The 25,610-nt window shown below is 72.7% G+C and carries 23 protein-coding genes; 8 read left to right on the top strand and 15 right to left on the bottom strand.

The genetic code is table 11. From position 1 onward, the window contains the following. Nucleotides 1-4 precede the first annotated feature (4 nt). Together hemQ and ACQUQD_RS09795 are read left to right on the top strand one after the other, a co-directional pair. A complete protein-coding gene (gene hemQ / locus ACQUQD_RS09800) occupies nucleotides 5-742 on the top strand; it encodes a hydrogen peroxide-dependent heme synthase (protein ID WP_428951652.1) in 738 nt (245 codons plus the stop codon). Between the two features lie 194 nt (nucleotides 743-936). Then, the gene (locus ACQUQD_RS09795) at nucleotides 937-1,311 is read left to right on the top strand and encodes an RNHCP domain-containing protein (protein WP_428951651.1); all 375 of its coding nucleotides are present in this window, start codon (nucleotides 937-939) and stop codon (nucleotides 1,309-1,311) included. Nucleotides 1,312-1,368: 57 nt separating this feature from the next. Here ACQUQD_RS09795 and ACQUQD_RS09790 read toward each other — a convergent pair whose 3' ends face one another. From ACQUQD_RS09790 to ACQUQD_RS09745, 10 genes are all read right to left on the bottom strand, one after another. Further along, nucleotides 1,369-2,988: an alpha/beta hydrolase gene (locus ACQUQD_RS09790; RefSeq protein ID WP_428951650.1), complete on the bottom strand. Its 1,620-nt coding sequence runs from the start codon at nucleotides 2,986-2,988 to the stop codon at nucleotides 1,369-1,371. Nucleotides 2,989-3,129: 141 nt separating this feature from the next. Continuing rightward, nucleotides 3,130-3,900 (bottom strand): TIGR04222 domain-containing membrane protein, encoded by a 771-nt coding sequence (locus ACQUQD_RS09785; protein ID WP_428951649.1) that lies wholly within the window; start codon nucleotides 3,898-3,900, stop codon nucleotides 3,130-3,132. Between the two features lie 120 nt (nucleotides 3,901-4,020). Further along, complete coding sequence (locus ACQUQD_RS09780; protein ID WP_428951648.1) at nucleotides 4,021-4,782, bottom strand: DUF4142 domain-containing protein; 762 nt, start codon at nucleotides 4,780-4,782, stop codon at nucleotides 4,021-4,023. Nucleotides 4,783-4,938: 156 nt separating this feature from the next. Then, the gene (locus ACQUQD_RS09775; protein ID WP_428951647.1) at nucleotides 4,939-6,252 is read right to left on the bottom strand and encodes a DUF692 domain-containing protein; all 1,314 of its coding nucleotides are present in this window, start codon (nucleotides 6,250-6,252) and stop codon (nucleotides 4,939-4,941) included. A 606-nt stretch (nucleotides 6,253-6,858) separates the two neighbouring features. Next, complete coding sequence (locus ACQUQD_RS09770; protein WP_428951646.1) at nucleotides 6,859-7,611, bottom strand: peptidyl-tRNA hydrolase; 753 nt, start codon at nucleotides 7,609-7,611, stop codon at nucleotides 6,859-6,861. A 60-nt stretch (nucleotides 7,612-7,671) separates the two neighbouring features. Next, a complete protein-coding gene (locus ACQUQD_RS09765) occupies nucleotides 7,672-7,890 on the bottom strand; it encodes a hypothetical protein (protein WP_428951645.1) in 219 nt (72 codons plus the stop codon). 16 nt (nucleotides 7,891-7,906) lie between these two features. Further along, nucleotides 7,907-8,767 (bottom strand): polysaccharide deacetylase family protein, encoded by an 861-nt coding sequence (locus tag ACQUQD_RS09760; RefSeq protein ID WP_428951644.1) that lies wholly within the window; start codon nucleotides 8,765-8,767, stop codon nucleotides 7,907-7,909. 27 nt (nucleotides 8,768-8,794) lie between these two features. After that, nucleotides 8,795-10,327: a carboxylesterase/lipase family protein gene (locus ACQUQD_RS09755; protein ID WP_428951643.1), complete on the bottom strand. Its 1,533-nt coding sequence runs from the start codon at nucleotides 10,325-10,327 to the stop codon at nucleotides 8,795-8,797. Further along, entirely contained in the window at nucleotides 10,324-11,010 is a 687-nt protein-coding gene (locus ACQUQD_RS09750) for an alpha/beta fold hydrolase (RefSeq protein ID WP_428951642.1), read from the bottom strand. Before ACQUQD_RS09750 ends, ACQUQD_RS09755 begins: the two co-directional genes overlap by 4 nt. 29 nt (nucleotides 11,011-11,039) lie before the next feature. Further along, entirely contained in the window at nucleotides 11,040-12,269 is a 1,230-nt protein-coding gene (locus tag ACQUQD_RS09745; RefSeq protein WP_428951641.1) for an MFS transporter, read from the bottom strand. A gap of 160 nt (nucleotides 12,270-12,429) precedes the next feature. Between ACQUQD_RS09745 and ACQUQD_RS09740 the strand changes: the two genes are divergently transcribed. Together ACQUQD_RS09740 and ACQUQD_RS09735 are read left to right on the top strand one after the other, a co-directional pair. Next, on the top strand, nucleotides 12,430-13,455 hold the full coding sequence (locus ACQUQD_RS09740) for a LacI family DNA-binding transcriptional regulator (RefSeq protein WP_428951640.1): 1,026 nt from the start codon (nucleotides 12,430-12,432) through the stop codon (nucleotides 13,453-13,455). 90 nt (nucleotides 13,456-13,545) lie between these two features. Next, nucleotides 13,546-14,235 (top strand): phosphatase PAP2 family protein, encoded by a 690-nt coding sequence (locus ACQUQD_RS09735; protein WP_428951639.1) that lies wholly within the window; start codon nucleotides 13,546-13,548, stop codon nucleotides 14,233-14,235. A 220-nt stretch (nucleotides 14,236-14,455) separates the two neighbouring features. On the opposite strand, the gene ACQUQD_RS09730 is transcribed toward ACQUQD_RS09735, so the two are convergent. From ACQUQD_RS09730 to zapE, 4 genes are all read right to left on the bottom strand, one after another. Beyond that, on the bottom strand, nucleotides 14,456-15,346 hold the full coding sequence (locus ACQUQD_RS09730) for an ABC transporter substrate-binding protein (protein WP_428951638.1): 891 nt from the start codon (nucleotides 15,344-15,346) through the stop codon (nucleotides 14,456-14,458). A gap of 89 nt (nucleotides 15,347-15,435) precedes the next feature. Continuing rightward, nucleotides 15,436-16,362 carry a polyphosphate kinase 2 family protein gene (locus ACQUQD_RS09725; protein WP_428951637.1) on the bottom strand — a complete coding sequence of 309 codons (927 nt, stop codon included), beginning with the start codon at nucleotides 16,360-16,362 and terminating at the stop codon, nucleotides 15,436-15,438. Between the two features lie 63 nt (nucleotides 16,363-16,425). Then, nucleotides 16,426-17,802: an alkaline phosphatase PhoX gene (locus tag ACQUQD_RS09720; protein ID WP_428951636.1), complete on the bottom strand. Its 1,377-nt coding sequence runs from the start codon at nucleotides 17,800-17,802 to the stop codon at nucleotides 16,426-16,428. 135 nt (nucleotides 17,803-17,937) lie between these two features. After that, nucleotides 17,938-19,053: a cell division protein ZapE gene (gene zapE, locus ACQUQD_RS09715; protein ID WP_428951635.1), complete on the bottom strand. Its 1,116-nt coding sequence runs from the start codon at nucleotides 19,051-19,053 to the stop codon at nucleotides 17,938-17,940. Nucleotides 19,054-19,090: 37 nt separating this feature from the next. On the opposite strand from zapE, the gene ACQUQD_RS09710 reads away from it, so the two are divergent. The 4 genes from ACQUQD_RS09710 to msrB all read left to right on the top strand — a co-directional run bounded on the left by ACQUQD_RS09710 (nucleotide 19,091) and on the right by msrB (nucleotide 22,457). Beyond that, nucleotides 19,091-19,912 (top strand): pyrimidine reductase family protein, encoded by an 822-nt coding sequence (locus ACQUQD_RS09710; protein ID WP_428951634.1) that lies wholly within the window; start codon nucleotides 19,091-19,093, stop codon nucleotides 19,910-19,912. A gap of 136 nt (nucleotides 19,913-20,048) precedes the next feature. Beyond that, nucleotides 20,049-20,522, top strand: coding sequence for an indole-3-glycerol phosphate synthase (locus ACQUQD_RS09705; RefSeq protein WP_428951633.1), 474 nt, complete (start codon nucleotides 20,049-20,051; stop codon nucleotides 20,520-20,522). A gap of 117 nt (nucleotides 20,523-20,639) precedes the next feature. Then, on the top strand, nucleotides 20,640-22,037 hold the full coding sequence (gene murC, locus ACQUQD_RS09700) for a UDP-N-acetylmuramate--L-alanine ligase (RefSeq protein ID WP_428951632.1): 1,398 nt from the start codon (nucleotides 20,640-20,642) through the stop codon (nucleotides 22,035-22,037). Between the two features lie 12 nt (nucleotides 22,038-22,049). Continuing rightward, nucleotides 22,050-22,457 carry a peptide-methionine (R)-S-oxide reductase MsrB gene (msrB, locus tag ACQUQD_RS09695; RefSeq protein WP_428951631.1) on the top strand — a complete coding sequence of 136 codons (408 nt, stop codon included), beginning with the start codon at nucleotides 22,050-22,052 and terminating at the stop codon, nucleotides 22,455-22,457. Nucleotides 22,458-22,519: 62 nt separating this feature from the next. On the opposite strand, the gene ACQUQD_RS09690 is transcribed toward msrB, so the two are convergent. After that, the gene (locus tag ACQUQD_RS09690) at nucleotides 22,520-25,543 is read right to left on the bottom strand and encodes an alpha-mannosidase (protein ID WP_428951630.1); all 3,024 of its coding nucleotides are present in this window, start codon (nucleotides 25,541-25,543) and stop codon (nucleotides 22,520-22,522) included. Nucleotides 25,544-25,610: the final 67 nt, after the last annotated feature.

Genomic DNA, 25,610 nt, shown 5'->3' with positions numbered 1-25,610 from the left:
GGGCATGAGCGACGACACCCCTACCACCGCAGCCCCCGCCGAGCGGATCCCGAACAAGGGCAAGCTGGCCAAGGACCTGAACGAGGTCATCCGCTACACCCTCTGGTCGGTCTTCAGGCTGAAGGACGTGCTGCCGGAGGACCGCGCGGGTTACGCGGACGAGGTCCAGGAGCTGTTCGACCAGCTCGGCGCGAAGGACGTGACGGTCCGCGGCACCTACGACGTGTCCGGGCTGCGCGCCGACGCCGACCTCATGATCTGGTGGCACGCGGAGACCGCCGACCAGCTGCAGGAGGCGTACAACCTCTTCCGCCGCACCAAGCTGGGCCGCGCCCTGGAGCCGGTGTGGTCGAACATGGCGCTGCACCGCCCCGCCGAGTTCAACCGCTCGCACATCCCGGCCTTCCTGGCCGACGAGACGCCGCGCGACTACGTCTCCGTGTACCCGTTCGTGCGCTCCTACGACTGGTATCTGCTGCCCGACGACGAGCGCCGCAAGATGCTCGCCGACCACGGCAAGATGGCCCGTGGCTACCCGGACGTGCGCGCCAACACGGTCGCGTCGTTCTCGCTCGGCGACTACGAGTGGATCCTGGCCTTCGAGGCCGACGAGCTGTACCGCATCGTCGACCTGATGCGTCACCTGCGCGCCTCTGAGGCCCGCAAGCACGTGCGCGAGGAGGTCCCGTTCTACACGGGCCGCCGCAAGTCGGTCGCCGAACTGGTGGCGGGCCTCGCGTAGGGCGCGTCAATTCGGTTGCTCCCACGTCCCGGCTCGGGCTTTCATCGAGAGGCCCGAGCCGGATGACGTAGAGGTGGTGTTGTATGCCCACGGCCCTTGGGACCGTTCTCGCATCTTGTGCGTGAACTCCCAGGATGCGAGGCGGAGTGCAGAGACCTCAGTCCCTTCCGCATCGCTCAGGAGTCGTTTCCACGATGTCCCGCAACACCTCCAGGCGGGCGCGCACCGAGGCGCGCGCCCAGTCCTTCCGCTGCCTGAACTGCGGTCTCGACGTGTCGATGACCGCCGTCGGCACGGGCCACCGCAATCACTGCCCGAACTGTCTGTGGAGCCGTCACCTCGACGACACCCCGGGCGACCGGGCGGCCGACTGCGGGGCCCGCATGGAGCCACTGGCCATCTCCGTCCGCAAAGACGGCGAATGGGTCCTGGTGCACTCCTGCACCGGCTGCGGCGTCCTGCACGCCAACCGCACGGCCGGTGACGACAACGCGCTCCCCCTGACGCGACTGGCGGTCCGCCCGCTGGTCCAGTCCCCGTTCCCCTTCGAACGGCTCGGAGCGCTCTAGGCAAGGCCCTTCCCGCAAGGCAGGAGCGGAGATCCCGGGCTCCGCTCCTGCCTCGGGTCAGCCGGCCCCGAGGGGTTCGTCGGACAGCCCGCGCGACCCGGCCCCGAGCGGCGTCGGTTCCGCGTGCGCGGCACACGCCGCGGCCCGCCGCAGCGGCACCTGACCGTCCAGCACGTACGCGTCCAGGTGCCCGTTCACGCACGAGTTGGCGCCCCCGGCGATGCCGTGCGTCCCCGCGCCCCGCTCCGTCACGAGCACCGATCCGGCGATCCGCCGGTGCATCTCCCGCGCGCCCTCGTACGGCGTCGCCGCGTCCCGCTCCGCGGCCAGGATCAGCGTGGGCGGCAGCTCGCCCGGCAGTGTCCGCACGTCGACCGGCTGCTGCCGCGGCGCGGGCCAGTACGCGCACGGCAGGTTCATCCACGCGTTGTCCCACGTCTCGAACGGCGCGTGGCGCGCGAGCCGCGTGTTGTCGCGGTCCCAGGTGCGGAAGTCCGTCGGCCAGGCCGCGTCGTTGCACTCGACCGCCGTGTACACGGCGGTGCCGTTCTCGTTCTCGGCGGCGGCCTCCGGGCTCGGCGCGGCCTGGGAGATCAGCGGCTTCGGGTCGCCCTTCAGATACTCCGACAGCGCCACGGCCCGCATCGGCCAGTAGTCGTCGTAGTACCCGGCCTGGAGAAAGGCGGACTGCAGCTGCCCGGGGCCGACCTTGCCGCCGGCCGGCTTGTGCGCCAGCTCCGCGCGCACCCGCTCGTACGACGTCAGCACCTCCTCCGCCGTCCTGCCCAGGTGATACGTGGCGTCGTGCTTGGCGACCCACGTCCGGAAGTCGGCCCAGCGCCCCTCGAACGCCGCCGACTGCTCCAGGTTGTTGGCGTACCAGATCCGGTCCGGGTCCGGGTTCACCGCCGAGTCGAAGACCATCCGCCGCACGTGCGAGGGGAACAGCTGCGCGTACACGGCCCCGATGTACGTGCCGTACGAGGCACCCATGTACGTCAGCCGCCGCTCGCCCAGCGCGGCCCGCAGCACGTCCAGGTCGCGGGCGTTGTTCAGGGTCGTGTAGTGCGCGAGGTCCGGGTTCTTCGCGCAGCCGCGCGCGTACGCCTTCGCCTGCGCGACGCGCTCCCTCTTGTACGAGGCCGAGGGGTGCGTCGGCGCCTGCGTGGGGGCCTGCGCGAAGTGCTTCGGGTCCTGGCAGGACAGCGGCGCCGACCGGCCCACACCGCGCGGCGCGTAGCCCACGAGGTCGTACGCGGCGCCGATGCGCTTCCACTCGGGCATCAGGCCGGCCAGCGGGAAGTACATGCCGTTCCCGCCGGGCCCGCCCGGGTTGAAGACGAACGCGCCCTGCCGGGCGACCTTCTGCCCGCCCTGTTTCCCGGTGGCCTTGATCCGGCTGACGGTGAGGGTGATCTGCCGGCCCCGCGGGTGCGCGTAGTCGAGGGGCACGGTCACGGTGCCGCAGGTGACCGGCTCGGGCAGGTTCTCCGCGGCGGGGCACGTGCCGAACCGGATTCCGGCGGCCGCGGCCCGCTCGGCGGCGACGGCGGTGCCCAGCGTCTTCGGGGAGTCGGGCCCCGTGGGCGTGGCGCTCGCGCTGCCCGCGGGCGCTGCCACGAGCGCCGACAGGACCAGCGATCCCGCGGCGGCGTAGAGGGCGGATGCTGCTCTCATCGCTTGGGTGCATCCCTTTCGTCGAGCTCTCGAACCCTTGCGGCTCGGGATCAAAGGGATACTTGGGGCGGTGGTTGGCGAAGTAAAGCACCTGGTCGCCGGTGTCGGATCAATGACCCCGATGCGCCACCCGGGGGATTCTCAGGTCACGGCCCGGCGGTGCTCCGGGCCGTCGCCGAGGGCGGCCCGCAGCGCCGGGTCGTCCACCGCGCGCACCCCGCGCACGGCGACCGCGAGCAGGCTGCCGGTGCCCTTGGGCAGGGCGGCGAGCAGCCGCTGCCCGGTCGGCGAGGCCCAGCGCGTGTACGGGTGGATCTCTATGCGGGCGATGACCAGACAGCTCAGCGTGAGCAGCAGCGGCAAGGCGAACCAGACCGCCACCGGCAGCCCCGGCCCGCCCGGCCGGCCCGGCATCAGCACGGCGACCGCGCCCAGACCCACCACCGCGACGGCCGCCAACTGCACCTGGCGCACCGCCTCCGCGACCGTCGACCGGGCCGCGTCCGGCACCGCGAGTCCGGCCGCGATCAGCCGCTCGGCCAGCGCGCGTACGGCGTCGCCCGCGGCCGTGGCCACCCGCAGCGGCGCTGTCAGCGACTGCCCGGCCGGACCGATCGCGCCGATCACCGAACGCTCCATGTCGTCCCCGCCCACCGGGTCGACGACCGTCGCCCACCCGGTGTGCGCGAGCAGCAGCCGACGGCTGCGGGCCATCGACACGAGCGTCACGTCGGCGACCCGGGCGGGCCCGCCGGACAGGAACGCCGCCTCGTACAGCGACAGTTCGCGCCCCCGGTGCGCGTCGCCCGCGGCGCGCTCGCCGTCGGCGGCGCGCACGGCCGCGAGGCACAGCCGCCCGCAGGACAGCCCCGCGACGCCGCAGGCCAGAACGAGGAACAGGACCCAGAACATGCCGTGTTTCTACGACAGGTGTTCGGGTAGGCGCTATGGCCCGTTCAGTATGCGGACAGAGCGTTGCCGGTATGTGACGTTCCGCCTGTTGTCCGTCATGGCAGCGGAGCCGCCCGCGGGTCACGTCCGGGGACGGGACGCCGCCGGCGGCAGGGTCAGCGACGGCGTCGGCGTGACCGGTGTCGCCGAGTCCGGGGACGCCGTCGGCCCCGGCGGGGCGGGGGAGCGGGTCGCGGGCGGCGGACTCGCGGTCGCCCCGTCCCGGGCCAGCGAGTCGAAGTCGACGAGACCGGTGGCCTCCAGGACCGTGATGTGGTCGAGGACGGTGGTGTTCGCGTCGTCCGCGAGTTCCCGCACGAGCGAGTTGCGGGTCGAGGCCCGGACCTGGGCCACCAGCGAGAACACCTGGCCGTGCGCGCGGCGCAGGATGTTGGCGAACTTCCGCTCGTAGTCGTCGCCCTTCGCCGCCGTCAGCGTGCGCAGCCAGCTCTGCTGCTGGGGGTTGGGCTGGTTCGGCAGCTCCAGATTCAGCTGCGCCGCGACCTCGCGCACCCGGGCGTCCAGGAACGTGTGCCCCTCGACGAGGTGCTCGCCCGCCGTCTCGACCGCCTTGCTGGGCGCCCGCTCCTCGGCCTGCTGGCCCGCCGGCATCTCCCACAGCCCGGCCAGCCGCACCTTCGTGACGAAGATCCGGTCTGTGGCCGACAGCGGGCCGAATCTGGTCGACACGGTCTGGGCGTTGAGCGTGTCCAGGCCGGTGCCCGAGCGGTCGGCGTACGACCAGATCGGAAAGACGAGGGCGGCGAACGTCGCCACGAGCCCCGTGACGATGAGCGCGGTGCCGTTGACGCGGGCGCCGCCGGATGACGAGAGCAGTCGCATGGTGCCTCCTGGTGCGGCACCGCACGCTAGTGCGCCCCGGGCACGGGGTGCCGGGCATCAGCCCCGACTACGCCACCTTCGGTACGGGGCACGGGGGTTGTGCGGGCCCGCGCGCCCCGCAGGCGTCAGTACGGGACGGGCGGCCCCGACGGCCGGTCAGCCCCGGCGCAGCGCGAACCGCGCGGCCCGCAGGGCCCGCGCCACCGGGCGCCCCGCCAGCGACGCCGGGCCCGACCGCTCCAGCCACCAGTCGGTCAGCTGCTTGCGGGTGAACGGCTCGCCGACGCGCTGCTCGATCAGCAGGTCCTCGGCGAAGTCGAGCGCGTCGCGCCGGTAGCCGCCCGTCATGGGCCGCTCCTGCGCGTACGCCAGGAACGCCGTGCGGTACGCGTCGCGGCCCAGGATGGACGGCAGTTCGGGTGCCACCTTGGCGACGACGTCGGCCCGCTTGCCCGCCAGGGCCCGGCTCTGCACGGCGAGCCGCGTCCGGTCGAAGCCCTCCGGAGCGGGCGTGCCCGCGACGAGCGAGGAGAGCAGGGCGGCCTGGGCGAGCGCGACCCGACCGCGCACCGCGTCCTCGACAGGACGGTCCGCGCCGGGAGCAGGCCGCACCGGAGCGGCGACAGGCGCCCTCGGCACGGCAGCGGCCACCGTCTCCCGGATCGTCGCCACCTCCCGCTCCAGCTCCCCTTCGGCGGGGAAGTTCTCGTCCCGCTCCAGCAGCACGCCCGGCGGCGTCACCCGCGACGCCAGGTCGGCGAGGACGTCGAGGACGGGCCGCGGTACCGGGTGGGCGTGGCTGTCGTGCCAGACACCGTCCCGCTCGAAGCCGCCCGCGACATGGACGTACGCGATGGCCTCGACGGGCAGCTCGTCCAGGGCCTTCGCCGGGTCCTCGCCGCGGTTCACGTGATTGGTGTGCAGATTCGCCACGTCGATCAGCAGCCGCACCCCGGTGCGCTCCACCAGCTCGTACAGGAACTGCCCCTCGGACAGCTGCTCGCCGGGCCAGCCGAACAGGGCCGCGATGTTCTCCACGGCCAGCGGCACGGGCAGCGCGTCCTGCGCGATCCGGATGTTCTCGCACAGCACGTCGAGCGCGTCACGGGTGCGGGGCACCGGCAGCAGGTGCCCGGCCTCCAGGAGCGGCGACGCGGTGCGCTCGCCGCCCGCCCTGACGAACGCGATGTGCTCGGTGACCAGCGGCGAACCCAGCGCCTCGGCGCGCGCCGCGAGGTCCGCGAGCCGCTGCCCGTCCGGACGCTCCGCCCCGCCGAGGCCGAGCGACACCCCGTGCGGCACGACGGTCACGCCGCGCTCGGCGAGCCGCAGCAGGGAGTCCGGCAGATGCCCGGGGCAGAGGTTCTCGGCGACGGCCTCGACCCAGTCGATACCGGGCATGGCCTCGACGACGTCGGCGATCTCGGGTCGCCAGCCGATCCCGGTGCCCAGGCGTGCCAGTTGCTGCATGGTCGTCCCCCTCCTCCGCCGTGACAGTCCGCTGCGGCGTGCTGTTCTCATCACCCCGGCGGGCCCGGCCGAACCCAGGAGGAAGGACGTTCAGAGCAACATTTGAGGTTTCGCGCGGGCTCCCGGGCACGCGAGGGAGCGGCCGCCGCCGGCGGCTGAGCCGGCATCGGCGGCGGCCCGTGAGCACGGGAGGGCGCGTCTCCCCCTGCGCGGTTCCCGTGCTCACCGTCCCCACCGGCCCGGAGGCGTGCGGGAGTTCGCCCCGCAGGAGTCGGGAGGACGGGGGGCCGGGTGAGTGTCGGCGAAAACGACCCGGCCGCCTTCGGCGCGCCATGCGCGGTGCGATCCCGGGGTCTCGGGGCGGAACAGGCCGGCCGCCGATGTGCCGGAGCCGGCTCGTCCGAGTGTGAAAGTCGTCGGACAAGTCGATGCTAGGCCGCCGTGCGCCCGCTCGCCAGGGTGTGAACCCGCAACTTTCGGACCCGCTCTCCGCCCAGGCCGACGTCAGATGACCGAGTTCCTGCCGGGGCGGACGAGGCCCTTCCCGGGCCCCGCACACGCCCCGGCCCGGCCCGGCCCGCGTACCTCAGCGCGCCCGCCGGCCCGTCACCGTCGGCCGAGATCCGACAGCAGCCCGCCCTCCCGGGCCCCCTCCGCCACCACCGTGCACGAACCCGGCGCGATCTCCGTGAACCCCGCGTCCCGCACCACCGGCAGCCCGGCCGTGGTCAGCGGCTCCCAGCGGGACCGGTCCGCGACCCGGACCGACAGCGGGAAGCCCGCCTCGCGCCACTCCTTGCGCTGCGTGTCGGACAGCTCCCACCAGGCCAGTTGAGCCCCGTGCCCGGCCTGGGCCATCGCCTTGCCCGCGGTCATGTCGAGATCGGGGTTGAGCCACAGCACCGGCGCCGCGGGATCCGGGGCGGACGGCGGCTCGGGGTCGTCGAGGTCCGTGCCGGACACCTGGAGCCGGGCCAGGTCCTTGGGCCAGCCGTCGAGCGGGACCGGCGGGAAGACCCGCACCTCGGCCGACCCGCCCGTGACCGTGATGCCGTCGAGCGCCTCCGCCCGACGCCACTCGGCGCCCCGCGCCCGCCGCACCACCTTGCGGATCCGGGCGTCCTGCCAGTCCCGCATCGCCGCCGCCCACTCCCCGTCGCCGAGGGACCGCTCGTCGGCGAGGATCACCAGCACCGCGCGCGCCGCCGTCTCCAGCGCGTCCGTGCGGGCCGGCGGCGCGGCGCGCTCGATGCGCACCACGAGCGGCAGCACGAACTGCGGTGCCTCGTCGCGCGCGGTGCGCCCGTCGCGGAACGGGCTGTCGGAGTTCTGGGGCGTTGCGGTGTCGTCGCTGGTCACGCCCTCCAGTCTGCCAGCAGCCCCGCGCACAGAAGGCCGCCGTCGCCCAGGCCCTGCTCGCTATCCGGAGCAGGCCGTGCGCTGCGCCTCCTGCCACTCGCACACCGGGCACAGCGTCGCGCCCTTGGCGGACTCCGGGTACTCGGTGGGTTCCCGGCACAGCACGCACTCGGCGAACGGGCCTTCGGCGGCGGCCGCGGGGCGGTCCGCGGGCCGGGCGCAGGAGCCGGCCGCGTCCTCGTCGGACCCGGCGGCCTCGACGTCCTCCGTGTTCTCCATGCCTCTCAGCGTACGGTCACGCCTTCCGGGCCGCCCCGATCAGCTCGGAGACCTTCACGAACCGGTAGCCCTTGGCGCGCAGTGCCGGTACGACGGACCGCACCACCCGCTCCGTCGTCGGCGCCGCGCTGCGCGTGCAGTGCATGACGACGACCGAGCCGGGCCGCACCCCGTCGAGCACCTGCCGCGTCACCGCGTCCGCGTCCGTGGCGAACGCGTCGCCGCTGACCACGTCCCACTGCACGGCGGTGACCCCGGCGGGGATCAGCGCCTTCAGCGCCTGCTTGTCGTAACAGCCGCCGGGGAAGCGGAAGTACGGCACCATGTGCGCGACCCCCGCCTTGCGGAACGCGGTGAACGCCCGCTCGACGTCCGCGCGCATCCGCCCGGCCGGCACGGTGGGCAGGCCGTAGCAGTCGCCGGTGAAGGCGTAGTGGCTGTACGAGTGGTTGGCCACCTCGAAGAGCGGGTCGCCCCCGATGTCCTTGGCCTGGGCCGGGTACTGATCGGCCCAGCGGCCGGTCATGAAGACGGTCGCCGGAACCTTCAGCGCCCGCAGCGCGGCGATGAGCCGGGGATTGTCGAAGTGCTCGCCGGAGGCGGCGCGGGCGCCCTGGTCGGCGGTCATGTCGGCGTCGAAGGTGAGCGCGACCGTCCGCTCCTTCGCCTTCGGGACGCTCTTGAAGACGGGGGTGAGCCCCGCCGGTCCCGGGGCGAGTGTCGACGGCCCGGTCGGCGCCGTGGCCGAGGGGCTCACGGCCGGCCGGCCGGCCCGCCCCGGGTGCGAGGGCTCGGCGCCGCCGGAACAGGCGGCGGCGCCGAGCGCGAGGGCGCCGAGGGCGCAGGTCAGTACGGTGCGACGGAGGGAGCTGATCACCCGGCGACGATAACTCTGAAAATGGTATTAATCGGGCAATTCGGGGGCGGTCTCGCGCCACAGCTCCCTCCGGTCCCCGAACGGGTCAAAGGCCACCTCGCCCACGCGATCGCCCCCGGGCTCCCCGCCGAGCAGCATCGTCGCCCGTCCGCCCGGCTCGAACCGCGGCCACGACGGCAGCAGATGATGGGCCGGTGCGCCTTCCCGCGCGAAGTGCACCCAGGCCCCGCTCATCGCGTCGGCGAGCGGCTGCGCGGGCTCGTCGCCCAGCCAGGCACGCAGGCCCGGGCCGTCCAGCACGTCGAACACGTACGGGATGTCGAGCGTGTGCGCGGCGCCGAGCAGCCCGCCGAGCGCCGGCGTCGGCTCCCGGAACAGATACGACCACACGCGCCCGCCGCCCTCGGCCGCCGCGTCCAGCAGCGCGTCGGTCGGCTCACGGAACAGCCCGTCGGTGAGCAGCGCCGCGAGCGTCCCGCCCGAACTCTCCTCGTGCGCACGGTAGACGGAGCGCGCCCGCGCCCGCCGTTCCGCGTCCGGGAAGGCCCCGGCGAGCGCCGCCTCGACGTCGTCCTCCGTCGCGCCGGACCCGAGCCCGACGAACAGCCGCCCCTCGTGCTCGGTCGTCCCCGCGATGACGGGGATGTGGGCGCAGGACCCGTTGCGCAGCGCCCGCAGCGGATGCAGCGGCAGCACCGCCCCGTCCACGACGGGCGTGAAGGGAATGTCCCGCACGGGGTACCGCCGCACCAACTCGTCCTGCGCGGACAGCAGTTGCCCGGAACTCGCCTCCCGTACGTCCGTGACGCCCGTCCGCTCCTCCAGTACGGCGGCGTACGCCCGCGCCACCTCGCCCGCCCCGGCCGCCGAGCGCACCGCGCGCACCGGCGGGCTCTGCAGGATCGCCCGGTGGATCAGCGGGCGGGCCGCGGGCGCCCCCAGCAGCGCGGCGACACTGCCGCCGCCCGCCGACTCCCCGAACACGGTCACCCGGCGCGGATCACCCCCGAAGCGCGCGATGTTGTCCCGCACCCAGGCCAGGGCGGCGATCTGGTCCTGCAGCCCGAGGTTGCCGGACCCGGCGTACTCCTCGCCGAGCAGCTCGGGCACGTACAGCCAACCGAGAGCGCCCAGGCGGTAGTTGAGGGAGACGACCACGACGCCGTACCGCTGGGCGAGCCGCTCGCCGTCGGTCCACACCTGATGCCCGTACCCCTGGACGTAACCGCCGCCGTGCACCCACACCAGCACGGGACGGTCCGAACTCCCTTCACGGCTCCACACGTTGACGGTCAGAGACCCGGCCTCGTCCGTCGCCACCCGGCCCGCCCCGACCACGTCCTCCAGCAGCGGATCGGGGCCCTGCGGCGGAGCGGGCGACGCGACCCGGCAGTCCCGCACCCCGCTCCATGCCGCGGGCTTCCCCGGCGGCCGGAACCTCGCCGCGCCCACCGGATCGGCCGCGTAGGGAATCCCCAGGAACCGCCGCACACCGCCGCGCAGCCGGGTGCCCCGCACCTCGCCACCCGTGGTGAGCGCGGTGACCTCGTCCACGGTCACAGCCAGCCCTCCAGCGACTTCATGAAGCCCTCGAAGTCGTCGCGGTGGATGGTGTGCCCGGCGCCCTCGACGGTCCGCACCTCGAACCCCCGCCGCACCAGCTCCTCCTTCAGCTCCTGCGGCACCAGCAGACTCGGCCCGGCCGCCTGCACCAGCGACGGCACCACGGCCCGCGCGGGCGTACGGTCGACGGCGTGCTCCCCGGCGACGGCCAGTGCGGAGCGCGGATCCCAGTCGGCCAGCGTGGCCAGCTCGACGTCGATGTCGGCGTCCTCCCACCGCGGATTGAACTGCGCGATGAGCTCGCGCGGCGCATGGCGGAACTCCATGAACAGCGCCGGGTCGACGGACTGCGTGAGCGCCCACGCCGGATCGCAGTACACGGCACGCCGCGGGGCCAGCCGTTCCACGGCGAGCGCGAGCGCCAGCCCGCCGAGCGAGTGCCCGAGGGCCAGCTCCGCCCCGGCGGGCAGCGTCTCCACCAGGTCGTCGGCGAACGCGTCGACGCTGTACGTGCCGCGCCCGCTCGCCCCGTGCCCGCGCAGGTCGACGCCGATCGCCCGGTAGCCCCGCTCCGCGAGCGCGGGCCCCACCCGCCGCCAGGTGCGGTGGTCCGACATGATCCCGTGGACCAGCAGGGCGACGCGGTCACCGCTGCCCCATTCCCGGGTGTGCAGCTTCATCAGGGATGCCTTTCTCTTTCGTACGGTGCTCAGCGCACGCCGCGAATGGGACGTACGGCGAGCGCGCCCAGCACGGAGAGCACCGCGCCGACGACGAACAGGGACGTGTAGCCACCGCAGGCCGAGACGATGACGGAGGCGACGAAGGGGGCCAGGATCTGCGGCCCGGCGCTGGCCATGTTGAGCACGCCGAGATCGCGCGCCGCATCGCCCTCGCTCGGCAGGATCATGGTCACGAGGGCGTTGTCGACGGCCATGAAACACCCGAAGCCCAGGCCGTTGAGCACGGCGAAGACGAGCATCGCGGGCCAGGTGGGGGACACCCCGGGTATCAGCAGCGACACCGCGGACACCAGCGCGGAGACCCCGACGAAGAGCTTGCGCCGGTCCAGCCGGTCGGAGAGGACGCCGCCCGCCACCGTCGCGACGGCCATCGCCACGGACGACAGCGGGGCGAGGATCGCGACGGCATCGGCGGGTTCCATCCCCTTCGGCAGCTCGATGTGATCATCCAGGATGTAGAGCTGGTAGCCGAAGACGCAGAAGTAGCCGAGGACGAGCAACGCCCGCCCGACGAAGGCCCACATGAAGTCACGATGGCGCAGTGCGCTCATGAACGCACCGAACTGCCGCTTCAACGGCACCACTTCGGCCGCCGGCCGCCGCTCCTCGCGCGTTCCGGCCGTGAAGACCACGGCGGCGACCGCGACCAGGAGCCCGAGCACCAGATAGCCGGTCCGCAGGTGATCGCTGAACGCGGCTCCGAGCAGGGCGCCCAGCGTCGAGCCGACGGGCATCCCGAGCCCGACGGCGGCGGAGGCCCGGCCCCGGGCGGACAGCGGCACCCGGTCGGGGACGACGGAGGTGAGGGCGGCCTGAAGGACGTTCATGACCGCCTGCCCCACGCACCAGGCGAGGGCGACGAGCAGCACGGTGTCCGCACCGCCGAGCAGCGCCATGGCGCCCACGGCGGCGAGCCCGCCGCCGAGAATCCAGGGATTGCGCCGCCCGGACCGGTCGGACAGCGCGCCGGCCACCGGATTGAAGAGGGTGGCGAACACGGCACTCACACCGCTCACCAGCCCCAGCGCGGCGACCTTGCCGGCGCGGTCGATCTGCTCGATCTGCAGGGGCAGCAGCACGCCGCCCACCCCGATGTAGAGGGTGTACATGGCGGTGTTGCCGAGGGTGAGCAGCGGCAGCAGGCCGCGCGGGGTGCGGACGGCGGCCGCGGGATCTCGCTGGGCGGAAAGGGCCACGTTGCCCTCCTCCTCATGACGGGCCGACCCTGACGGCGGCGTGGGTGACACGTGTAACCTGACACGTGTAACGGAGTTTTTAGCACCCGGCAGGTCCCCGCACCAGACCCGCGGCCGAAAAAGCCCGCACCAGGCCGCTGTGAAAGGATGCGCACCAGCCATGAACGACAGCGCAGAGCGCGAGCCCGCGCCCACCAGTGCCTCGGTCGCCCGCCACGCCGGGGTCTCCCGTGCGACGGTCAGCTACGTCCTCAACGGCCAGGCGGCGGGCAGGGTCAGCGCCGCCACCCGGGCCAAGGTCGAGCAGGCCGCGCAGGAACTCGGCTACGTCCCCCACGCCGCCGCGCGCTCGCTGCGCTCGGGCAGCAGCGCCCTGGTCCTGATCGCGGTCCCGGCGGACCGGGTCCCCGCCTTCGGCCCGCTCTTCGCCACGTTCGTCGCGCGGTTCCAGACCGCGCTGGAGAAGCACGGCTACACCGGAGTCCTGCACGGGGCCCGGGCGGACCGCTCACCGCAGGACACCGCCCGCGCCTGGGCGGAACTGCGCCCCGCGGCGGTCCTCACCACCTTCGGCGCCCCCCTCACCGAGGAATCGGTCGCCATACTCCACCGCTCGGGCACCCGGGCGGTCCTCTCCTTCGGCCCGCCCCCCGTCCCCGGCGCCCACGGCATCACCCTGGACCAGGAGGAGATCGGCGCGGTGGCCGCGGCCCATCTCCTGTCGTCCGGCCGCCGCGAACTGGGCGTGGTGGTTCCCCAGGAGCACGGCCTGGAACCCTTCAGCGCCCCACGCCTCGCGGGAGCGAAAGCCGCGACGACGGCTTTCCGCGGCGCGAACCTGACCCCGCTCCCACTGGCCCACACCGAGCAGTCGGCGGCCGAAGCGGCCGCGAAGGCACGGCACTTGGACGGTATCTTCGCGTACAACGACGAGTACGCGATGCTCCTGATGCGCGCCCTGCAGGACGCCGGCGTCGACGTCCCGGGCGACACGGCCCTGGTCGGCGCCGACGACCTCCTCATCGCCCGCCTGCTGCGCCCCCGCCTCACCAGCGTGCGCAGCGAACTCCCCGAGCCGCACGAGGTGGCGGACCTGATCGACCGACTGATCACGGACCCCTCGGTCCGGCCGGGGGTGCACTACCGCTCGACGGCGCACATCGAGCCGCGAGAATCCTCCGCCTGACCCGCGAAGAAATCCCGCACCGGCCTCTGGCACCCCCGTGGTGACACGTGTAACCATCGCGCAGCCCACCCGCACTCCGAAAGGTGCCCGATGGCCAAGCCCCCGCCTGCCCGCGCTCGCGCGCAGCTCCTCGCCTCCCTGACGCTCCTCCTCGTCCCGCTCGCGACAGGGGTATCACTCAGAGCCGGCGCCCCCCACCCTCTCCAGGTCCTGGACGACACCTGGCTGCGCTGGATGGGCGGCCCGCACAAGGGAGTTGCCGCAACCCTGGCGTCGGCGCTCAACTGGTTCGGCGGCCCGTACGGAGCGCTGGTCCCCTTGGCGGCGACGGCGCTCCTCCTCGCTCTCCGCCGCCCCCGCCAGGCGCTCTTCGTCTTCACGGCGACACTGCTCACCCACCTCGCGGTCCAGGCCCTCAAGCACGTCGTCGACCGCCCGCGCCCGGCTCATCCCTTGGTGACGGTCGACCACGGCTCGTTCCCCTCGGGCCACGCGGCGACGATGGCGATGACGGTCGTGGCGATCACCGCGCTGCTGCCTGCGGCGGCCCGCCGTCTCTGGTACCCGGCGGCCACGCTGCTGACTCTGGCCATGATGTGGAGCCGTACGTGGCTCCACGCGCACTGGCTCTCCGACACGATGGCCGGGGCGGTGGCGGGAACGGGGGTGACGTTGCTGGTGTGGTGGGCGTTCGGCCCGCTCCGGAGGCCGGCCGATCCGTTGCCCGGGACTGCCGCACAGGCTCCGGGGCGACGCGCCTCGATCGCCGGAGGGGCTTGATCTCCAGGCCCCACCGGCGATCACTCGCGTACGAGACGGGAGGGGCCGGTCTGGGTATGTGCGCACGCAACACAGCTCACGCGGTGACGAAGCGCGAAGCAACCGGCGAGGCCATCAAGATGGCGAGCACGGACATGCCCAGGGCGGCCCCGCACCCACCCACACACCTATCGGAGACAACGGAAAGCCGCCCTCCACAGCCCAGACGGCCACCCTCCCTTCATCGCGAGGCCCCGCGCAGACGCAACGCCCCCGCGACCCCGTCGAAGAACGCCGCATGCGCCGCCGCGCTGGCCGGAATCTCCGGATTCCACGGCAGCACCACAGCCCGCTCGGCAACGGCGGCCCACTGCGCGTCCCCCGCATACTGCGACCGCGGCGCCGCATTGGCCCGGGCATCCACCAGCACCACATCCGGCGCCAGTTCGGCCGCGTCGGCCCACGACCCGGTGTGCCAGTTCGCCCCCGGCCCCTCGGGCGGCTCGACCGTCCGCACCCCCAGCCCCGTGAGCGCGCTCAGATCGGGCCACTTCCCGGGCCGGGCGAGGTGCACACTGTCCGCCCCGCCGGGCGACAGGGCCAACACCCGAACAGCCCCGGACCCCTCGGCGACACCCCTCAACTCCCGCTCCGCGCGCGTGAGTTCGGCAAGTGCTCCGGCCTCCTCCGCCACCCCGAGCGACCGCCCGAGCTCCGCGACCCGCTCCCGCACGGCGGCAAGCCCCCGCCCCTGCCCCACATCGATCACGGCGACCGGGACATGCTCCTCCAGATGCTTCGCCACATCCGGCTCGACCCCGTACACCTGCCCGCCGCCGTACGTCAGCGCCACGACGAGATCGGGCCGCACACCGAGCACGTCGTCGAGGCCGAGCCCCGCCCCGGCCCCCAGATACGAGATGTCGTCGAGCGGCAGTGCCCCGGACTTGGCGCGGTCGGCTCTCTCCCCGTCGTGGTACGAACCGAAGATGCCCACGGGGCGTATCCCGAGGTCCCAGAGGCTCGCCCCGGCCTGTATGTAGGCGACGATCCGCGTCGGCGCCTCTGGCGCGGCGGCGACATGCCCGCGGTCGTCGGTGAACTCCCACGCTGTGGTTGACCGTTCTTCCATGCTGGGACCTTGCCCAGGTCACGTACGCACCACGCCGCTCGAAACCCGCCAAACTCGGCCACCAACAAGCCAGTTGACAAAAACAACGATCAGGTGGCGAGCAGCCGCTTCCGGCACTCGTCCACATCGAAGTCGGCCTTCGGGTACTGCGGATCGAGGGCCTCGAGATGCTCCGCGAGCAGGGTGCTGATGGCCCAGTTCCGGTACCACTTGCGATCGGCGGGCACCACGTACCAGGGCGCGTCGTCCGTGGAGCACCGCTCGAGCGCGATCTCGTAGGCGTCCTGATAGGCGGGCCACAGCGCCCGCTCCTCGATGTCGCCCGGGTTGAACTTCCAGTACTTCTCCGGGTTGTCGAGCCGCTCCAGCAGCCGGCGCTTCTGCTGCTCGTAGGAGATGTGCAGAAAGCACTTCACGACGGTCACGCCGTCGTCCGCCAGCGACTTCTCGAACCGGTTGATCTGCCCGTAGCGCCGTCCGAGCTGACTGCGCGGCACCAACTCCCGTACGCGCGCGATGAGTACGTCCTCGTACTGGGACCGGTCGAAGATGCCGATCTCGCCGGCCTGCGGCAGGGCCTTCATGATCCGCCACAGGAACGGATGGTTGAGCTCTTCGCGGGTGGGCGCCTTGAACGCCTTGATGCGGCAGCCGGACGGATTGAACAGCCCGATGACGTGCTTGACGGTGCCGCCCTTGCCGCTGGTGTCCATGCCCTGCAGGATCAGCAGCACACGGCGCCGGTCACCGGCCGTGCCCGCCGCCCACAGCCGCTCCTGGAGGCCGGCGAGGCGTTCGCCCATTCGGGCGGTGGCCGCGACTCCTTCCTCCTTGCTGCGCGGCCCGCCGGGCGTGCCGGCGGGGTCGTACGACGTGAGGTCCACCCGCTCGCCCTCGGGGATGCGCAGCAGCTCGCGCAGCGGGGCCGCGGCCTTGCCGCCGGAGCCCTTGGCGCTCTTGCCGCCCTTCTTCCGGGCCTTCTTCTCGCTCTTGTCCCGGGATGTGGACTTGGCCACTGCGCACCCCTTCCGGTCAGGTCCTTCGATCCTGCGTCGGCACGGGCGGCGCCGCTACTCGCGCTACCGGTGCCAGGGGCCCGTGACGGCGAACGTCGTACCGGGGGTGTAGCAGTTCACGTACATGGTGTCGCCGTCCGGCGCGAACGTGACCCCGGCGAACTCGCCCCACGAGGGGTCCTCGGGCGTCCCGATGTTCTGCCGGCCCCGCGCCATCGCGTACACCTCGCCCTTCCGTGTCACGCCGAAGACGTGCTGCGCTCCCTCGCCGTCCTCGCAGACCATGAGGCCGCCGCTGGGCGCGAGGCAGATGTTGTCGGGTTCCTCGCCGGGCAGCTGCACATCCGTGTCGGGCCCGAAGACGATCACCAGGGTGAGACGGCGCGCGGCGGGGTCGTAGCGCCAGATCTGCCCGAAGTGGTCGGCGGCGGATCCTTCCCGGCTGCGCGCGTACGAGGACACGAAGTAGACGCACGACCCGCCCCAGTAGCAGCCCTCCAGCTTCTGCGCGTGGGTGATGCCCTTGGGGCCGAAGTCCTGGTTGCGGATGGGGGTGTGAGCGGCCAGCGGATCCGGCACGTCGACCCATTCCACGCCCCCGAACGTCGCCCCGGTCTCCTGCACCGCCGACAGGTCGGGCACGCCGGGCACGCGCATCGCCTGGAGCGTGCCGCCCGCGCGCAGCGAGCCGAGGCCGCCGCGCGGCTTCTCGGGCAGGAAGCGGTAGAAGAGGCCGAAGGGCTTGTCGAACGCGTCCTCGGTCTCGTACACGACGCCGCGCCGCGGATCGACGGCGATGGCCTCGTGCTGGAAGCGGCCCATGGCGGTGAGCGGCACGGCGCCGGAGCGGCGCGGGTCGACGGGGTCGACCTCGAAGATGAAGCCGTGGTCCTTGGTGTAGCCGTTCGTGCCGGCCTTGTCCTCGGTCTCCTCGCAGGTGAGCCAGGTGCCCCAAGGGGTGTGCCCACCGGCGCAGTTGACGGCCGTACCGGCGATGGCGACCCGTTCGGACAGCACGTTGTTGTGCCGGTCGAGGGCGAGCGCCGTACAGCCGCCCTTGCCCATCGGGTCGTACGTGATCCCGTCGACGGTCGGCACGGGGACCTTGCCGGTGACGCGGTTCTCGTGGTTGCGCACGAGATGCACGCGGCCCTGTCTGCCGGCGAAGGCGGCCATGCCGTCGTGATTGCTGGGCACCGGGCCTTCTCCGGACCGGAGTCGGTCGCCCTCCCGGGAGAGGACCTTGTAGCGGAAGCCCTTCGGGAGGTCGAGGAGACCGGCCGGGTCGGGCACCAGGGGGCCGTAGCCGGTCCGTCCCTGAGCGGCGGCGGAGCCGGCGAACAGCTCGGACAGGGTCCCGGCGAAGGCGATGCCCACCCCCAACGCACCGGTACGGGCGAGTACGTGACGTCGTGTTGCGGACAGCCGTGTTTCAGACATGGGGCAACCTCCTGCTGGCGGACAGGAACTGTGACCCGGCTGTGTCTATCACGTGCCTTTCCCCGCGTGAACCACGCGCGTAGCAACTGCAGTTGAGGGACGGTTACTCGTGTCGCATCCCTCAACGGCACATGCCTAGGCGGGGACGAGCCCCTTGGCGTCACGAGCCAGCGCGGTGAGCCGCGAGATCGCCCGGAAATACTTCTTCCGGTAGCCCCCGTTCAGCATCTCCTCGCTGAACAGCCGGTCGAACGGCAGCCCCGAGGCGAGCACCGGGATCTCCCGGTCGTAGAGCCGGTCGGCGAGCACCACGAGCCGCAGCGCGGTGGACTGGTCGGGCACGGCGGAGACATCGGTGAGGCACACGGCCGTGAGATCGTCCGTCAGCGCGCCGTACCGGCTGGGATGCACCCGCGCCAGATGCTCCAGCAGCTGAGGGAAGCCGTCGAGCGAGGCGCCCTCGGTGGCGTACGCGGCCTGGGTGACCTGCTCGTCGGAGAACGGCGCGGGCGCCTCGGGCAGGCCGCGGTGCCGGTAGTCCTCGCCGTCGATGCGCAGCGGCCGGAAGTGCGCCGACAGGCCCTGGATCTCGCGCAGGAAGTCGACGGCGGCGAACCGGCCCTCGCCGAGCTTGCCGGGCAGCGTGTTCGAGGTGGCGGCGAGCGCGACGCCCGCGTCGACCAGCTTGCCGAGCAGCGAGGAGACGAGGACGGTGTCGCCGGGATCGTCGAGCTCGAACTCGTCGATGCACAGCAGCCGGTGCCCGCTCAGGGTCCGCACCGTCTGCTGGAAGCCGAGGGCGCCCACCAGATTGGTGAGCTCCACGAACGTGCCGAACGCCTTGTGCTCGGGCGCCGCCGGGGTGGCGTGCCACAGGGAGGCGAGGAGGTGGGTCTTGCCGACGCCGTACCCGCCGTCGAGATAGACGCCGCGGGGCCCGGCCGGGGCGGCGGCCTTCTTGCCGAGGCCGAAGAGACCCCGCTTCCGGCCGGAACCGGAGGCGTGCGCCCCGCCGAGCCCGGCGGCGAACGAGCTCAGCACCTGCACGGCCTGCGTCTGGCTCGGCTGGTTCGGATCGGGGATGTACGTGTCGAAGCGGACGGCGTCGAAACGGGGCGGCGGCACCATCTCGGCGACCAGGCGCTCCGCGGGGACGTGCGGCTCACGGGCGCACAGGGACTGGGGCGCCGCGTCGGCTATGGGGCTGATGCCCGGCTGGCGGGAGCCGGCGGCTTCGGTGGAGGACGACACAGCTCCCCAGCTTAGTGGCCGTGCCACACTGCACGTCATGCGACGCCTGTTCCCTGTGACGTACGAAACAGCAGATCACGAGGGTCGGGAGGGGCGCGACGGGCCGGTGGGGTCCGCGGGGCGTGAATGGAGCCTCGACGAGCTCGCCGACGCCTATGCCTACCCGGCCGACGCGGCGGGGGAGGTCCGGCTGCGCGCCAACATGGTCTCCACCCTCGACGGTGCCGCCCAGCACGACGGCCGCTCCCAGCCCCTCTCCTGCCCCGCCGACATGCGGATCTTCGGCACCCTGCGCGGGCTCGCGGACGCCGTGGTCGTCGGCGCCCAGACGGTCCGCCAGGAGGGGTACCGGCCGGCCCGGGCCCGGGAGGCGTTCGCCGCGCGCCGGAAGGCGGCCGGGCAGGGCCCCGCGCCGTCCATCGCGGTGATCAGCGCGAGCCTCGACCTCGATTTCGGCCTGCCGCTCTTCACCGAGCCGCTGGTGCCCACGTACGTGATCACCGGCGCGGGCGCGCCGGCGGACCGGACGGCGGCGGCGCGCGAGGCCGGTGTCGAGGTGCTGGTCGCGGGGGACGACGCGGGCGTCGATCCGCGGCGCGCGGTGCGGGCGCTGGCCGAGCGGGGGCTGACCCGGCTGCTCACGGAGGGCGGGCCGCGGCTGCTGGGCCAGTTCGTGGCCGCACAGGTGCTCGACGAGCTGTGCCTGACGGTGGCGCCGCTGCTCACCGCGGGCGCCGCCCAGCGGATCGCCGGAGGCCCTGAGCTGGCCCTGCCGGAACGTTTCGAGCTGGCATCTCTCCTGGAAGAGGACGGTTTCCTCTTCACCCGATACCGTCGGATCCGACACTCGGCGGAATGATCCGTTCCGTTTGGCTTCCGCTGGGCACACTAAAACTCGCAGACCCCGTGCGGCCACGGGGCAGGATGGTTTCCGCAGGTCCCCCAGGGGCCGCCGCCCTGCGGCGGCCCACGGTAGGAGAAGAAGGGCGCCCGTCGTGTTCACGAGCGTATTGATGATCGAGAAGGCCCTGACGTCGGCCGACGTGGAGTTCGTCACCACTTTGCACGGCGACGAGGAAGTCTCTTTCCACGTGCTGCTCCAGCCCCGCGGTGACCAGGCGGACCGCCTGCTGCGGGCCATCGACGACGTCGCGATGGGGGAGCTGGACGAGGCGGCCCGCGAGGGCGAGGTCCCCGAGGGCCAGGACGCCACGGAGCCCGCGCAGCGGGCCCTCCAGGTCTCCCTCACCGCGCTGCACCAGGCCGGGTGCGCGGCCGAGGGCAGGATCGTCGAGGACCATCCGCTCGACGCGCTCAAGGGACTGGTCGACGAGGTGAAGGCGGACGAGGTGATCGTGCTGACCGACCCGCACTACGTCGAGGAGTTCTTCCACCGGGACTGGGCCTCGCGGGCCCGGCACAAGGTGGGCGTGCCGGTACTGAAGCTGTTCTCGTACAGCAAGGCGTAGGCCGCGGGGCGCACGGCACGGGCGGGCCGGCCGAGGCAATAGGCTGGGCCCGGTCCGTAGCCGTGGTGGCTACGGACCGCGTCACCGCCACCCAAGGACCGCAGGGGAGAAACACGTATGGCACCCGGCCTGCCCACCGCCATGGACCGACCGCACTTCATCGGCATCGGCGGCGCCGGAATGTCGGGCATCGCCAAGATCCTCGCCCAGCGCGGCGCGCGGGTCGCGGGCAGCGACGCGCGGGAGTCCGCCACGGCCGAGGCCCTGCGCGCGCTCGGCGTCACGGTCCACATCGGCCACGACGCCGCCCACCTCGCCCCCGATGCCACCTGCGTGGTCGTCTCCTCGGCCATCCGCGAGGACAACCCGGAGCTGCTGCGCGCCGCCGAGCTGGACGTCCCGGTGGTGCACCGCTCCGACGCGCTCGCCTCGCTCATGGACGGCCTGCGCCCGATCGCGGTGGCGGGCACGCACGGCAAGACGACCACCACGTCGATGCTCGCGGTGTCCCTGAGCTCCCTCGGCCTGAACCCGTCGTACGCGATCGGCGGCGACCTCGACGCCCCCGGCTCGAACGCGCTGCACGGCGAGGGCGACATCTTCGTCGCCGAGGCCGACGAGTCGGACCGCAGCTTCCACAAGTACCGGCCCGAAGTCGCGATCATCCTGAACGTCGAGCTCGACCACCACGCGAACTACGCGTCGATGGACGAGATCTACGACTCCTTCGAGATCTTCACCTCGAAGATCGTCCCCGGCGGCACGCTCGTCATCGCCGCCGACCACCCCGGCGCGGTCGAGCTGACCCGCCGCATCCGCGACACGACGTCCCTCAAGGTCGTCACGTACGGCGAGTCGCCGTCCGCGGACATCCGCATCCACAAGGTGACCCCGCGCGGCCTGACCAGCGAGGTAACGGTCCTGCTGGACGGCAAGCTGCTCACCTTCACCGTCTCGGTGCCCGGCCGCCACTACGCGCACAACGCGGTCGCCGCGCTCGCGGCGGGCGTGGCGCTCGGCATCCCGTCCCGGAACCTGGCCGCGGCCCTCAAGTCCTACACCGGCGTCAAGCGCCGCCTCCAGCTCAAGGGCGAGGAGAACGGCGTGCAGGTCATCGACTCGTACGCGCACCACCCGACCGAGATGACGGCCGACCTGGAGGCGATGCGCGCCGCGGCGGACGACTCCCGCCTGCTGGTCCTCTTCCAGCCGCACCTGTTCTCCCGCACCCAGGAACTGGGCAAGGAGATGGGCGAGGCGCTGGCCCTCGCGGACGGCTCGGTCGTCCTCGACATCTACCCGGCCCGCGAGGACCCGATCCCCGGCATCACCAGCGCCCTGATCGTCGACGCGGCCCGTGCGGCCGGTGCCGACGTGCAGGCGGCCCACGACAAGGCGGCGGCCGTCGAGGCGGTCGCGGGAATGGCCAAGCCCGGTGATCTCGTTCTCACCATGGGCGCGGGCGACGTCACGGACCTCGGCCCGCGCATTCTGGACCACCTCGCACAGCGTTAAGGGAGTGCCTCCATGTCGTACGACGTCGAGAAGCCGGACGAGCAGTGGCGCGCGGAGCTGAACCCGGCGGAGTACGCGGTACTGCGCCAGGCCGGCACCGAGCCCGCCTTCACCGGTGAGTACACGGACACCAGGACCAAGGGCGTCTACGCCTGCCGGGCGTGCGGCGCCGAGCTCTTCACCTCGACCGAGAAGTTCGAGTCGCACTGCGGCTGGCCGTCCTTCTACGACCCGAAGCAGTCGGACGCCGTCGAACTGATCGAGGACCGCTCGCACGGCATGGTCCGCACCGAGGTGCGGTGTGCCCGATGCGGTTCGCACCTCGGGCACGTGTTCGAGGGTGAGGGGTATCCGACCCCGACGGACCAGCGGTACTGCATCAACTCGATCTCGCTGACCCTGGAGCCCGACGAGAGCTGAGCTCCGGTAGCCACGACGGCGGGCCCGCGCACCTCGCGCGGGCCCGCCGTCGTGTCCGTGCGTCAGCGGCCGAACCGCAGCGTCACCAGCTCGAACGGCCGCAGCGACAGGGCCACCTCACCGTCCTCCACGGTGAGCGCCGGGGCGTCCGCGAGCGGGCGCTCCAGGAGGTCCGTCGCGGTCACCGAGGCCGCGGGGAAGCCGAGCCGCAGGGACGTGCGGGCGCGGCCGCCGGCGGTCTCGTAGAGGCGGACCACCACGTCGCCGGAGCCGTCGTCGGCCAGCTTCACCGCGCTCAGCGCCACCGCGTCCGACGCCGCCGTGCACAGCGGGGCGACCGTGCCCGAGCCGGTCACACGGCGCTCGGGCAGGTTGATGCCGAAGCCCTCGCGGACCGCGTCGACCACGCTCGCGCCGGGCGCGAGCGCGTACCGGAAGCGGTGCACGCCCTGGTCGGTCCGCGGGTCGGGGAAGCGCGGGGCGCGGAGCAGGGAGAGGCGGACCGTGGTGGTCGTGCCGGAGTCGGACTCCCGGACCGTGCGGGTCACGTCGTGGCCGTACGTCGAGTCGTTCACCAGCGCCACCCCGAAGCCCGGCTCGGCCAGGTGCAGGAAGCGGTGGTTGCAGGCCTCGAACTTGGCGGCCTCCCAGCTCGTATTGGTGTGCGTGGGCCGGTACAGGTGACCGAACTGCGTCTCCGCCGCGTACCGGTCCGCGTGCACGTCGACCGGGAAGGCCGCCTTGAGGAACTTCTCCGTCTCGTGCCAGTCCACCTCGGTGTCGATGTCCAGGCGCTTCGTGCCCGCCGCCAGCGTCAGCACCTGGGTGGCGCGCGAGGAGCCGAAGGAGCGGACCACCTCGACCGAGACCCCGGCCGCGGTCTTTGAGAGGACCGTCACCGTGTCGACGTCCGTCAGATCCGTGACGACATTGCGGTAGAACGCGTCGACGTCCCACGCGTCCCACATGTTGGGGAAGTCGGGGTGGATCTGGAGCAGGTTCGCGGCCGCGCCCGGGGCGACCGTCTCGCGGTCCGCCTCGATGTCGTACGCCGAGACCACGAGCCCGCGGGCGTCGATCTCGACCCGCAGCAGACCGTTGTCCAGGACGTGGCCGCCGTCCGCGCGATCCGTCAGCGTCACCGTGCCGGACACCGCCGGGACGCCCGCGCCGCCCGCCGCGATCCCGGACCGCTCGTGCGCCGCCGCGTTGAAGACGAGCTCCTCCTCGCCGTCGCCCGCGAGCGCGCGCTGCGCCGCCTCGACGATCCCGGTCAGCTCCGCCGCCACCGCCGCGTACGTCTTCTCCGCCTCGCGGTGCACCCAGGCGATCGACGAGCCCGGCAGGATGTCGTGGAACTGGTGCAGCAGGACCGTCTTCCAGATCCGGTCCAAGTCCTCGTAGGGGTAGGGGAATCCGGTGCGCACGGCGGCCGTCGCCGCCCACAGCTCGGCCTCGCGCAGCAGGTGTTCCGAGCGGCGGTTGCCCTGCTTGGTCCGCGCCTGGCTGGTGAGGGTGGCGCGGTGCAGTTCGAGGTACAACTCGCCTACCCAGACGGGAGGTTCGGGGTACTCCGCCTCGGCCTTGGTGAAGAACTCGGCCGGCGTCTCCCAGGTGACGTGCGCCGAGCCCTCCAGCGACTTCATGCGCTTGGCCTTGGCGATCATCTCGCGGGTGGTGCCGCCGCCGCCGTCGCCCCAGCCGGTCGGCGCCAGCGAGTGCCGGGCGACGCCCTTGTCCTTGAAGTTGCTTGCCGCATGGGCGATCTCGCGGCCCAGCATGGAGCAGTTGTACGTGTCGACCGGCGGGAAGTGCGTGAAGATCCGGGTCCCGTCGATGCCTTCCCAGTTGAAGGTGTGGTGCGGGAACTTGTTGATCTGCGACCACGAGATCTTCTGCGTCAGCAGCCACTTGGAGCCGGCTGCCTTGATGATCTGCGGCAGGCCCGCGGCGAAGCCGAAGGTGTCGGGCAGCCAGGCCTCCTCGTTCTCGATGCCGAACTCGTCGAGGAAGAACCGCTTGCCGTGCACGAACTGACGGGCCATCGCCTCCGAGCCCGGCATGTTCGTGTCCGACTCCACCCACATGCCGCCGGCCGGCACGAACCGGCCCTCGGCGACCGCCTTCTTGACCTTGGCGTAGACCTCGGGGCGGTGCTCCTTGATCCAGGCGTACTGCTGGGCCTGGGACATGGCGTAGACGAACTCGTCCTCCGATTCGAGGAGGTTCGTCATGTTCGACGTCGTGCGCGCCACCTTGCGGACCGTCTCGCGCAGCGGCCACAGCCACGCCGAGTCGATGTGCGCGTGGCCGACCGCGCTGATCCGGTGCGCGGAGGCGTCCGCCGGGGCGGACAGCACGCCGGTGAGGTGCGAACGGGCCGCCGCCGCCGTGCCGTTGACGTCCTGCAGGTCGACGGCGTCGAGGCAGCGGCTCACCGCGCGCAGCAGCTCCCAGCGGCGCCCGCCCTCCACCGGCAGCTGCTCCATCAGCTCGCCGACCACCTCCAGGTCGGCCACCAGCTCCCACACGTCCCGGTCGAAGACCGCGAGATCCATCCGCTCCAGGCGGTACTGGGGCTCGTCGCCCGCGGTCTCCTTGTCACCGAGGTCGGTCGGACGGAACGGGTTGTCGCCGAGCAGCACCGGGTTGGAGGCCGCCTCCAGGTGCCACTCGACCCGCTCACCACCGGTCGCCGGGTCGCCGACCCGCACCCACTGGTTGCGCGGGTTGACGGCCTTGACCGGCTCGCCGGCCGGCGTGTAGACGAGCGCCTCGCACTGGAAGCCGGGCATCCGCTCGTCGAAGCCGAGGTCGAGCACCGCCTCGACCGTCCTCCCGGCCCACCCGGCGGGCACCTCGCCGGTCACCTTGAACCAGGTCGTGGCCCACGGAGCCCCCCACGCGTCGCCGACCGCGACCGGCTCGTGCGTCGCGGCCAGGCCCTCGGCGACCGGCACCGGCTCGCCGGGCGCGGTCCACGCCTCGACCGTCAGCGGCACCGACTCCGGGTACACGGCAGGGCGGATGCGCTCGTCGAGCACGCGCTTGAGACGGGCCTCTACCAGGGCGCGGTCGTCATGCATGGGGGCTCCAACTTCTCGTGGTGCGGGTGTTACCAGGGGTGTTACCGGGGCTCAGCGACGGTAACCG

This window comes from Streptomyces sp. cg35 (genome assembly GCF_050410835.1).
Lineage (GTDB): Bacteria > Actinomycetota > Actinomycetes > Streptomycetales > Streptomycetaceae > Streptomyces.
Note: the sequence above shows the minus strand (reverse complement) of the source record. Positions and strands in the feature narration are given on the sequence as shown.

What these genes read in the sequence shown, in the direction of transcription:
- hemQ (WP_428951652.1), top strand. Translation starts at nt 5, where the DNA reads ATGAGCGACGACACCCCTACCACCGCAGCCCCCGCCGAGCGGATCCCG.
- ACQUQD_RS09775 (WP_428951647.1), bottom strand. Translation starts at nt 6,252, where the DNA reads ATGCAGCAACTGGCACGCCTGGGCACCGGGATCGGCTGGCGACCCGAG.
- ACQUQD_RS09735 (WP_428951639.1), top strand. Translation starts at nt 13,546, where the DNA reads ATGGCCAAGCCCCCGCCTGCCCGCGCTCGCGCGCAGCTCCTCGCCTCC.
- murC (WP_428951632.1), top strand. Translation starts at nt 20,640, where the DNA reads ATGGCACCCGGCCTGCCCACCGCCATGGACCGACCGCACTTCATCGGC.
- ACQUQD_RS09750 (WP_428951642.1), bottom strand. Translation starts at nt 11,010, where the DNA reads ATGAAGCTGCACACCCGGGAATGGGGCAGCGGTGACCGCGTCGCCCTG.
- ACQUQD_RS09785 (WP_428951649.1), bottom strand. Translation starts at nt 3,900, where the DNA reads ATGTTCTGGGTCCTGTTCCTCGTTCTGGCCTGCGGCGTCGCGGGGCTG.
- msrB (WP_428951631.1), top strand. Translation starts at nt 22,050, where the DNA reads ATGTCGTACGACGTCGAGAAGCCGGACGAGCAGTGGCGCGCGGAGCTG.
- ACQUQD_RS09730 (WP_428951638.1), bottom strand. Translation starts at nt 15,346, where the DNA reads ATGGAAGAACGGTCAACCACAGCGTGGGAGTTCACCGACGACCGCGGG.
- ACQUQD_RS09740 (WP_428951640.1), top strand. Translation starts at nt 12,430, where the DNA reads ATGAACGACAGCGCAGAGCGCGAGCCCGCGCCCACCAGTGCCTCGGTC.
- ACQUQD_RS09780 (WP_428951648.1), bottom strand. Translation starts at nt 4,782, where the DNA reads ATGCGACTGCTCTCGTCATCCGGCGGCGCCCGCGTCAACGGCACCGCG.
- ACQUQD_RS09690 (WP_428951630.1), bottom strand. Translation starts at nt 25,543, where the DNA reads ATGCATGACGACCGCGCCCTGGTAGAGGCCCGTCTCAAGCGCGTGCTC.
- ACQUQD_RS09795 (WP_428951651.1), top strand. Translation starts at nt 937, where the DNA reads ATGTCCCGCAACACCTCCAGGCGGGCGCGCACCGAGGCGCGCGCCCAG.
- ACQUQD_RS09720 (WP_428951636.1), bottom strand. Translation starts at nt 17,802, where the DNA reads ATGTCTGAAACACGGCTGTCCGCAACACGACGTCACGTACTCGCCCGT.
- ACQUQD_RS09710 (WP_428951634.1), top strand. Translation starts at nt 19,091, where the DNA reads ATGCGACGCCTGTTCCCTGTGACGTACGAAACAGCAGATCACGAGGGT.
- ACQUQD_RS09790 (WP_428951650.1), bottom strand. Translation starts at nt 2,988, where the DNA reads ATGAGAGCAGCATCCGCCCTCTACGCCGCCGCGGGATCGCTGGTCCTG.
- ACQUQD_RS09765 (WP_428951645.1), bottom strand. Translation starts at nt 7,890, where the DNA reads ATGGAGAACACGGAGGACGTCGAGGCCGCCGGGTCCGACGAGGACGCG.